The organism is Paraburkholderia fungorum (assembly GCF_046027605.1).
Taxonomy (GTDB): Bacteria; Pseudomonadota; Gammaproteobacteria; order Burkholderiales; family Burkholderiaceae; genus Paraburkholderia; species Paraburkholderia fungorum_F.
The window spans coordinates 311365-318443 of record NZ_JAQQEF010000007.1; the positions used below are offsets into that span (position 1 = coordinate 311365).

Genomic DNA, 7079 nt, shown 5'->3' on the forward strand with positions numbered 1-7079 from the left:
CGCTCCACCGGAGCGAACAGAAAAAGAATCGTCGACGGCTCGTTGCCGTTTTCCGTGTTTGTTGTACATCTTGTGTTCCTCCCGAGCCGACGTCCGGCTGCAATTGCGACTGTCGCAACGGGAGAAGCATTTATCGCGCCACTGCCGGCTCGAAAGCGCTGCCGTAGACCTCGGCAGCGGCTTCCCGCAAGGCTTCCAGCACGACGGAGGCCGCCGGCGAAAGCAGATGGGACTGGCGCGTGATGATACCGAATGTATCCATTCTGCACGGTAAATCGATCGGTACCTGCTTGAGAACCCCATACTGTTGGTATTGACGCGCCACTTCGTCAGGTAAAACCGCCAACATGTCGCTTTGGAGCAATAAGCTCGAAATCGCCAGAAAATTGTTGGTATTGACCACGTTTTGCGGCGGATTGAGCCCGATCTGCGAAAACATCAGATCAAAACGGTGGCGCAAAACGCTGCCCGGCGGGTGCAAAACCCAACTTGCGTTGACGATTCCCCGCAGTGTCAAACCTGTTTCATTTTCGAGAGGATGGCCGGGACGCGCCACCACGCATAGCGGTTCGTCGGCGAGCGGCTCGTAACGGACTTCGGCCTTGAACTGGTTTTGCCGCTCCAATACCCGGCCAATCATGATCTCCAGTTCGCCCTCTGCAAGTCGCGGCAGCATCACGTCCGACGTCTCGACCTCCACCCAGATTTGCAACTGCGGATAACGTTCTTTCACGCTGGCTATGGCTCGCGGCACCATCGTCGCGGCGGCCGCGGCGATCACGCCGATGCGCACCTGGCCGGCCAGACCGGCGCGCAGCGCCGAGATTTCGTCATGTGCGTGGCTTAGATTCGAGAGCACCATGCGCGCGTGACGGATCATCACTTCACCGTACAGGGTGGCGTGCATGCCGTGCGGGGTGCGATCGAACAGGCTCACCTCCAGCATGTCCTCCAGCTCTTTCAGAAGCCGCGACGCAGCGGGCTGGGTCATGCCCAGCACGTCGGCAGCACGCCGGACATTGCCCTCCTCTTCCATCGCCGCGAGCAGGAGCAACTGCCGCGTCTTGAGCCGCGCCCGCACGAACCAGTTCGAGTAGCTACGCGTCATGGCCTGTCTCCGTATGCGGCCTGAAGCCGTCTGTTGGACGATTTGCCGTCGTGAGTCTCCATCATGCCATATCGAAATTGATATCGGGATGGCCTAAAAAGGGATTGGAAAGTTATTGGGACGGCTCATACCATTCGTGGACTTTATGAGCTTCCCATGTGACGTCCTCCTTCGATGAATCGCGACCCGCTCGTCCCCCTCGTGGCCAGTCCGTTCCGTCATTACATCAATGGCGGTTGGGAGACGGGCGCGACCACGGGTGTGTCGCTCAATCCGTCGGATCTTGATGAACCGGTCGGCGACTACGTGCGGGCCGACGCAAGGCAGACCGATACCGCGATCGAAGCGGCCGGCGCGGCGTTCCGCGAATGGTCCGTGGCTTCGGCACAGCGCCGCTCGGATGCGCTCGATGCGATCGGCAGCGAGATGCTCGCGCGCCGCGACGAACTGGCCCGGCTGGTCGCGCGTGAAATCGGCAGGACGCTGCCGGAAGCCTTGGCCGAAGCAACGCGTGCCGGTCAGATCTTCAAGTTTTTTGCCGCCGAGGCACTCCGCGTGTTCAGCGAGTCTGCGGCGTCGGCGCGCGCCGGTATCGAGATCGACGTGACGCGTGAACCGCTGGGCGTGATCGGCATCATCGCGCCGTGGAGCGCGCCGCTGGCGCTTGCGGCAGCGAAGATCGGCGCGGCCCTCGCGCACGGCAATTGCGTCGTCTTCAAACCCGCCGAATCGACGCCCGCTTGCGCGGCGGCATTGGCGTCGATCGTAAGCCGCGCCGGTTTGCCGGCCGGCGTATTCAACCTCGTGATGGGCAGCGGGCGGCAGGTCGGCGCGCGGATCGCCGCGCATCCGTCGGTGGCCGCAATCAGTTTTACCGGGTCGGCGGAAACCGGTACACGTGTCCTGCAGGCGGCGGCTGCGAGGCAAGCGCGCGTGCAGCTGGAATTCGGCGGCAAGAATCCGTTCGTGGTGTTGAGCGATGCCGATTTCGAAGGCGCCGTCGATGCCGCCCTCAGCAGCGCCTATGGCTTTGCCGGACAGCGCGGTACGGCCGCATCGAGGTTGATCGTCGAACGGGCGGTGTTCGAGCCATTCATCGACGCATTGCAGACGAAGCTCGCCAGGCTCAGCGTCGATCACGCGCTGAAGCACGGCACGGATATCGGCCCGCTCGCCAACGCCGCGCAGTTGCAACGCAACCTTGACTATGTGCGCGTTGGTCAGCAGGAAGGCGCGCAATTGCTGCGCGGCGGCCGTCAGCTTGAACGTGCAACACGCGGCTACTTTTTCGAACCGGCTTTGTTTGTTGCCGAACCCGAACACCGTATCGCGCGAGAAGAGATTTTCGGTCCGCTCGCCGTGGTGCTCAAGGCCGACGACTACGACCACGCACTGCATCTCGCGAACGACACCGCCTACGGTTTATGCGCCGGCATCTGCACACGCTCGCTGAGCCACGCGCGGCATTTTCGCCGTCACGTGCAGTGCGGGCTCGTCACGATCAATCTGCCGACGACCGCCGTCGAGCACCACACGCCCAGCGGCGCTCGCAAGGCGTCGGCCTATGGCGTTACTGATGCAGCCTTCTGGACGGCCGTGAAAACGGCCTACGTAGGGAGTTGACGGACGTGGAACGCGCCCGATTCGCTACTTCTCACACGGCCCAGTCCGCTGGGCATTGCTGTGCCCAAGCTGCCATGTATCTCGCAGTTCAGCTAGCCGCGAATTTCGCCGCCCTGCGCAGCGCACATTGCCTGGCTCGCGCTGCCGCTCATCCTCGCGTTCATCCACGTCCCGGCTGACGCCGCCGTGCATTCCCCGCTGCAAATAAACGAAACCAGTGCAGCTTTTCAACTGAGGAGACAAGTATGACCAGCAAGCTTCGCCGTCTGACGCTATCCGCGATCGCCGCGGCCACCCTCGCCGCGCCCTTTGCAGCACAATTTTCCGCGCACGCGGACACGCCGTTGAAAGTCGGCTTCCTCGTGAAGATGCCGGAACAGGCATGGTTCATCAACGAACAGAAAGCCGCCAGCGCGCTCGGGCAGAAGGACGGTTTCTCGGTGGTCAACATCGGCACGCCGGACGGCGAAAAAGTGCTGGCCGCAATCGATAACCTCGGCGCACAAGGCGCCAAAGGCTTCGTGATCTGCGCGCCCGACGTGCGGCTCGGACCGGCGATCCAGGCGCGTGCGAAGCGCTACAACATGAAGTTCGTCACCGTCGACGATCAGCTGGTCGACTCCACCGGCAAGCCGCTGCCGAACGTGCCGCATCTGGGCATGTCCGCGTTCAAGATTGGCAATCAGGTCGGCACCGCGATTTCTGAAGAGATGAAGCGCCGCGGCTGGAAGCCGGAAGAAGTCGGCGCGCTGCGGATCACGAACTACGAACTGCCGACCGCCAAACTGCGCACCGACGGCGCGACCGAATCGCTGTTGGCCGGCGGCTTCAAGAAGGAAAACATCTTTGATGCCCCGCAAAAAACCACCGATGACGAAGGCGGATTCAATGCATCGTCGCCGGTGCTCGCGCAGCATCCGAACATCAAGAAGTGGGTGATCTTCGCGCTCAATGAGGAAAGCGTGCTGGGCGGCGTTCGCGCGACCGAACAGCTGCACATTCCGGCCGCGGATGTGATCGGGGTCGGCATCAACGGTGCGGGCGAAGCGTTCGCCGAGTTCCAGAAGAAGGAACCGACGGGCTTCTACGGCACGATCGCCGTGAGCTCGACGATGCACGGCAAGGAGAGCACCGAGAACCTCGTCGAGTGGATCAAGGCCGGCAAGCAGCCGCCCGCCGACACGCAAACCACCGGCAAGCTGATGGTGCGCGGCAACTGGCAGGACGTGCGTAAAGAGCTGGGCATTTAAGCGGTTTCGAGTCTGCACGCTGCGGGCCCTTATCACGTCCACGTCCACGTTCACGCTCATGCCGACGTGAGATTGGCCCGCACAGGTTGTCCACCCGCTAGAGGCTTTCGATGACGGTTTCTCACACTGGCGAAACGGGCCACGCGGCGCTGCCCGCGCGAGCGCCCTCGCCTGCGCTTACGTCGGCGGATTCGTATCTGCAACTCGACGGCATCACGGTGCGCTTTCCCGGCGTGCTCGCGCTCGACCAGGTGTCGCTCGACGTGCGGCGCGGCGAAGTACACGGCCTGATGGGCGAAAACGGCGCCGGCAAATCGACACTGCTCAAAGTGCTGTCCGGCGTGAATCAGCCGGCGGCGGGCACCTTGACGCTCGATGGTGTCGAGCAGCAGTTCACCACCACCAAGGCGGCGATCGCGGCGGGTGTTGCGATCATCTATCAGGAACTGCATCTGGTGCCCGAGCTGACGGTTGCCGAAAACCTGATGCTCGGCGCCCTGCCCAATCGCTTTGGCGTGCTCGATGAGAAGGCGCTGGTCGCACGCGCGGTGCGCGAGTTGGAAAGACTCGGTGAGAAGATCGACCCCTCGCAGCAGGTGAAAAATCTGTCGATCGGTCAGCGGCAGATGATCGAAATCGGCAAGGCACTGATGCGCGATGCGCGTGTGATCGCATTCGACGAACCGACCAGTTCGTTGTCGTCGCGCGAGACGACGCAGCTGTTCCGGATCATTCGCGCGTTGAAAGCCGAGGGCCGCGCGATCATCTACGTCACGCATCGGATGGATGAAGTCTATGAACTCTGCGACCGCGTGACGGTGTTTCGCGACGGTCGCCGCATCGATACGTTCGAGGCCGGTGAAGGACTCGATCGTGATCGTTTGATCAGCTGCATGGTGGGCCGTTCGATTGCCGACGTGTACGGCTATCGCTCACGCGAACTCGGCGACGTGCAACTCGACGTCAAGGAATTGATGGGGCGCGGCTTGCGCGAACCGGCTTCGTTCAAGGCGCGCAAAGGCGAGATCCTCGGCTTCTTTGGCCTGGTTGGCGCGGGACGCTCCGAGTTGATGAAACTCATCTACGGCGCGGTCAAACCGGCTGCCGGCGAGATTATGCTCAAAGGCAAGCCCGTGCGCTTCGCCACGCCGCGCGACGCGGTGCGCGCAGGCCTTGCGTTGTGTCCGGAAGATCGCAAGCAGGAAGGCATCGTTTCGATCGCCTCGGTGTCGGACAACCTCAACATCAGTTGCCGTCGCCACTTCAGCCGCTTCAACGTGCTCAACGGCCGCAAGGAAGCGCAGACCGCGAAAGAGTTCATCGGCAAGCTCTCGATCAAGACGCGCAACGGCGACACGCCGATCGGCACGCTCTCAGGCGGCAACCAACAAAAGGTGATCCTGTCGCGCTGGCTCGCCGAAGACATCGACGTGTTCCTGATGGACGAACCCACGCGCGGCATCGACGTCGGCGCGCGCAGTGAGATTTATGGCCTGCTCTATGGGCTCGCTGAAGCGGGCCGCACGGTCATCGTGGTGTCGAGCGATCTGGCCGAAGTGATCGGCGTGGCGGATCGCGTGATTGTGATGAAGGAAGGCCGCATCGTCGGCGATCTGCCGAAGGCGCAGGCCACGCCGGATGCGCTGATCAAGCTCGCGCTGCCCCGCTAGGCACGCCGTGCCCGATCAGCCACGTGAAGGCAAGCGAAGGTAACTGAAGGCATCCACATCGCGCCATAAAAACGGACTAGACATCATGCACACACCCTCAACCGACTCCTCTACCCCCGCCATCGCTTCCGCGGGCTTGAGCGCGCGCGCCGCTCGCACCTGGGACCTGATCAACAAGTCCGGCATCGTGATGGTGTTCATCATCCTGTTCGCGGCTTTGTCGTTCACCGTGCCGGAATTTTTGAGCTCGCGAAACATCCAGGGCTTGCTGCTCTCCGTCACGCTGATTGGTTCGATATCCGTAACGATGATGTTCGTGCTGGCACTGGGTGAAGTGGATTTGTCAGTGGCGTCGATCGTTGCGTTCGCGGGCGTGGTCGCGTCCACCTTGATCACCGCGACGCATAGCGTGACGCTCGGCATCGCCGCCGGCGTGCTCGCGGGCGGCGCAGTCGGGCTGGTCAACGGCGTGCTGGTCGCGCGCTACAAGATCAACTCGCTGATCGTCACGCTGGCGATGATGGAAGTCGTGCGCGGCCTCGCCTACATCACGTCGAATGGCGACGCGGTGATGATCTCGGAAGAGCGTTTCTTCGATCTTGGCGGGGGCGCGTTCCTCGGCATTTCGTATCCGATCTGGAGCAATATCGTCGGCTTCGTACTGTTCGGTTTTCTGCTGAAGAAAACCGTGTTCGGCAAGAACGTGCTGGCGGTCGGCGGCAATAGTGAGGCCGCTTTGCTGGCGGGCTTGCCTGTCACCCGTATCAAGATCACAGTGTTCGTATTGCAGGGGCTGGTAACGGGCTTTGCAGGCGTGATGCTGGCGTCACGCATGAGTCTGGGCGACCCGAAAACCTCGGTCGGTCTCGAACTCGGCGTGATCTCCGCATGCGTGCTCGGCGGCGTATCGTTGACGGGTGGCGTCGCGACGATTTCCGGTGTGCTGGTCGGCGTGCTGATCATGGGTTCCGTGCAGGACGCGATGAGCCTGATGAACGTGCCGACCTTCTATCAATACCTGATTCGGGGCGGGATTCTGCTGCTCGCGGTGCTGTTCGATCAGTTCCGCCGCAGCAAGCGCGTGCATTGATGCACTGACGCGCGCCCTTCACTACATGCGTGCCAACAGGAGATTTCATGGCTGATTCGAACCAGACTAAAAAGCCGCTGCGCAGCCAGGCGTGGTTCGGCCTCAAGGACCGCGACGGTTTTCTGCATCGCTCGTGGATGAAAAACCAGGGCATTCCACACGACGAATTCGACGGACGACCGGTGATCGGCATCTGCAATACGTGGTCGGAACTGACGCCTTGCAACGCGCATTTTCGCGAGCTCGCCGAGTACGTGAAAAAAGGCGTGCACGAAGCCGGCGGTTTGCCGCTCGAATTTCCGGTGATGTCGCTCGGCGAAACCAATTTGCGGCCTACC

6 protein-coding genes are annotated in these 7079 nt (G+C 62.1%); 5 read left to right on the top strand and 1 reads right to left on the bottom strand.

What is annotated here, in order from left to right; translation table 11 throughout:
• Nucleotides 1-130: 130 nt before the first annotated feature.
• The gene (locus PQR53_RS14930; RefSeq protein WP_408454936.1) at nucleotides 131-1108 is read right to left on the bottom strand and encodes a LysR family transcriptional regulator; all 978 of its coding nucleotides are present in this window, start codon (nucleotides 1106-1108) and stop codon (nucleotides 131-133) included.
• Nucleotides 1109-1282: 174 nt separating this feature from the next.
• Here PQR53_RS14930 and PQR53_RS14935 point away from each other — a divergent pair, with 174 nt between their 5' ends.
• The 5 genes from PQR53_RS14935 to PQR53_RS14955 all read left to right on the top strand — a co-directional run.
• On the top strand, nucleotides 1283-2731 hold the full coding sequence (locus PQR53_RS14935) for an aldehyde dehydrogenase family protein (RefSeq protein ID WP_408454939.1): 1449 nt from the start codon (nucleotides 1283-1285) through the stop codon (nucleotides 2729-2731).
• Between the two features lie 245 nt (nucleotides 2732-2976).
• Nucleotides 2977-3981: an arabinose ABC transporter substrate-binding protein gene (locus tag PQR53_RS14940; protein WP_408454942.1), complete on the top strand. Its 1005-nt coding sequence runs from the start codon at nucleotides 2977-2979 to the stop codon at nucleotides 3979-3981.
• Between the two features lie 110 nt (nucleotides 3982-4091).
• A complete protein-coding gene (araG, locus tag PQR53_RS14945; RefSeq protein ID WP_408454945.1) occupies nucleotides 4092-5651 on the top strand; it encodes an L-arabinose ABC transporter ATP-binding protein AraG in 1560 nt (519 codons plus the stop codon).
• 85 nt (nucleotides 5652-5736) lie between these two features.
• A complete protein-coding gene (araH, locus tag PQR53_RS14950; RefSeq protein ID WP_323043719.1) occupies nucleotides 5737-6741 on the top strand; it encodes an L-arabinose ABC transporter permease AraH in 1005 nt (334 codons plus the stop codon).
• A 47-nt stretch (nucleotides 6742-6788) separates the two neighbouring features.
• Nucleotides 6789-7079 (top strand): dihydroxy-acid dehydratase domain-containing protein (locus PQR53_RS14955; RefSeq protein WP_408454948.1); only part of this gene is annotated, 291 nt, incomplete at its 3' end.

Bases quoted from the DNA above. Each gene is read 5' to 3' on its own strand.
- PQR53_RS14930 (WP_408454936.1), bottom strand. From the start codon at position 1,108: ATGACGCGTAGCTACTCGAACTGGTTCGTGCGGGCGCGGCTCAAGACG.
- PQR53_RS14935 (WP_408454939.1), top strand. From the start codon at position 1,283: ATGAATCGCGACCCGCTCGTCCCCCTCGTGGCCAGTCCGTTCCGTCAT.
- PQR53_RS14940 (WP_408454942.1), top strand. From the start codon at position 2,977: ATGACCAGCAAGCTTCGCCGTCTGACGCTATCCGCGATCGCCGCGGCC.
- araG (WP_408454945.1), top strand. From the start codon at position 4,092: ATGACGGTTTCTCACACTGGCGAAACGGGCCACGCGGCGCTGCCCGCG.
- araH (WP_323043719.1), top strand. From the start codon at position 5,737: ATGCACACACCCTCAACCGACTCCTCTACCCCCGCCATCGCTTCCGCG.